The organism is uncultured Fibrobacter sp., from assembly GCF_937877005.1.
Classification (GTDB): domain Bacteria; phylum Fibrobacterota; class Fibrobacteria; order Fibrobacterales; family Fibrobacteraceae; genus Fibrobacter.
The window spans coordinates 1-1712 of record NZ_CALEFV010000169.1; the positions used below are offsets into that span (position 1 = coordinate 1).

Annotated in this window: 2 protein-coding genes; one reads left to right on the forward strand and one right to left on the reverse strand. The window is 46.6% G+C overall.

The features are described from left to right. Positions 1–104: 104 nt before the first annotated feature. Positions 105–506: a DUF2442 domain-containing protein gene (locus Q0628_RS08205; RefSeq protein ID WP_298769961.1), complete on the reverse strand. Its 402-nt coding sequence runs from the start codon at positions 504–506 to the stop codon at positions 105–107. Between the two features lie 359 nt (positions 507–865). Between Q0628_RS08205 and dapF the strand changes: the two genes are divergently transcribed. Next, positions 866–1712: diaminopimelate epimerase (gene dapF, locus Q0628_RS08210; RefSeq protein ID WP_298769963.1), on the forward strand; the 847-nt coding region annotated here is incomplete at its 3' end.

Genomic DNA, 1712 nt, shown 5'->3' on the forward strand with positions numbered 1-1712 from the left:
CAGTTATGAGTACGTTTCATGTTAGTATCCTTGAAGATAATTTTTCGGGCGAAAATGTAGAAAAATTCGAACTAGTATGTCATCTCCTAAAATGACTTTTTATCTTAAATTGACAAAAGCTCGTTTGCGATTTTGTGAATTTCATCAAGGATTGCTTTTTTACGTTTTTCGGAAGGGTGCTTTGATCCGTTCATGTAAGCGGCCATTAGAGATTGCTGTATGCCAAGCCTGCGAGCAACCTCGGACATGTTTATGGGCTTTAGCTTCGAGGAAAGCTTTAGTGGGAACTGCTCTGGATTGAAAATGGATTCGAATGAAATGTCTTCGTCGAGGTCGTTCCAGCGGAGGCCTTCAAATGAGATTCTGTAATCGAGGCGCTGTTTTGGGGTGGCGCTTTTTAAGCGTTCGAAATCTTTATAGTGCAATGTTGCGAGCCTGCCGTTTTTCGCGGTAAGCTTTAGTCCGTTGCTTACGGGTTCTATTTTTTCTATTTCGTCACGTTGCATTTACAACTCCATATTTTTGAAGAATCGTACCCATTCTTTTTCAAAGTGTTCCTTGTTTTTAACGTGAACGGAATTTAGGATATAAAATTATATCCGTCAATTGATTTGTTGAGGGTGTATCTATTCTATATACGCCAGAATGCCGATAAATGTGATTTTTTGAGACTTTTTTTTGTGGCTGTGTTTTACATAAAATGTAAAATAATGTTGTTTGTTTTACATAATCTGTAATATTTCAAAATTTTGTTTTTTCTGAAAATTGAGCAAAATTGGCGTTTTTAGCGCGATTTAACAATTTTTGTAAAGTTGGCATATTTTTTGCAAATAGGGGCGTGGAAAATTATAAAGAGAACTGAATTATGCCAATTAATTTTTCAAAATGGACCGGGTTGGGCAACGATTTCGTGCTTTATGAACCGGGGCAGACGCCGGAATATGGCGCCGCTTTTACAGAAAGGGTAATTAAGCTTTGCGACCGTCGCTTCGGTATCGGTGCCGATGGCGTGGTGATTGTAACGCCCATGGATAAGGACGGTTGCCTGGTGCTCGGCGATACGGGCGTCGGTGCCAGCGTGGGGCCTGCTGCGAAATCCGTGCCGAACGGTGTCGATTTTGAAATGCGCATCTTTAATGCCGACGGTTCCGAAGCGGCCATGTGCGGTAATGCGACGCGTTGTGTGGCGAAGTACATCCGCAGTCGCGGTCTTGCCAAAGACGATAGCACGAAGGTTTTTAATCTGCATACCAAGAGCGGCCTGGTAAAGCCTGCCCTTTTGGATGACGGTCGCGTGTGCGTGGACATGGGACTTCCGAGAAACTTCTTGGGCTCGATCAAGCTCACTGCCGACAGCTTCGACTTTACCGCCGAGACGGTCTCGATGGGGAATCCGCATGCGGTGATTTTCGTGGATGACATCGAAAAGATTCAGCTGGAAAAGTGGGGGAGCATTCTAGAAGTGGACAAACAGTTCCCCGACCGTTGCAACATTGAATTTGCGCAGGTGGTAACGCCCACCCAAATCCGCATGCGGGTTTGGGAACGGGGTTGCGGAGTCACCATGGCCTGCGGCACTGGCAGTTGCGCAACCCTCGTTGCGGCCCAGCGCACGGGCCGCGTGGGCGTTGAAGCAGATGTTGTCCTTGACGGCGGCGTCCTCCATATCAAGCACGAAGAAGGTGGCCCCGTCCTGATGACCGGCCCCGCAG

What these genes read in the sequence shown, in the direction of transcription:
- Q0628_RS08205 (WP_298769961.1), bottom strand. Translation starts at nt 506, where the DNA reads ATGCAACGTGACGAAATAGAAAAAATAGAACCCGTAAGCAACGGACTA.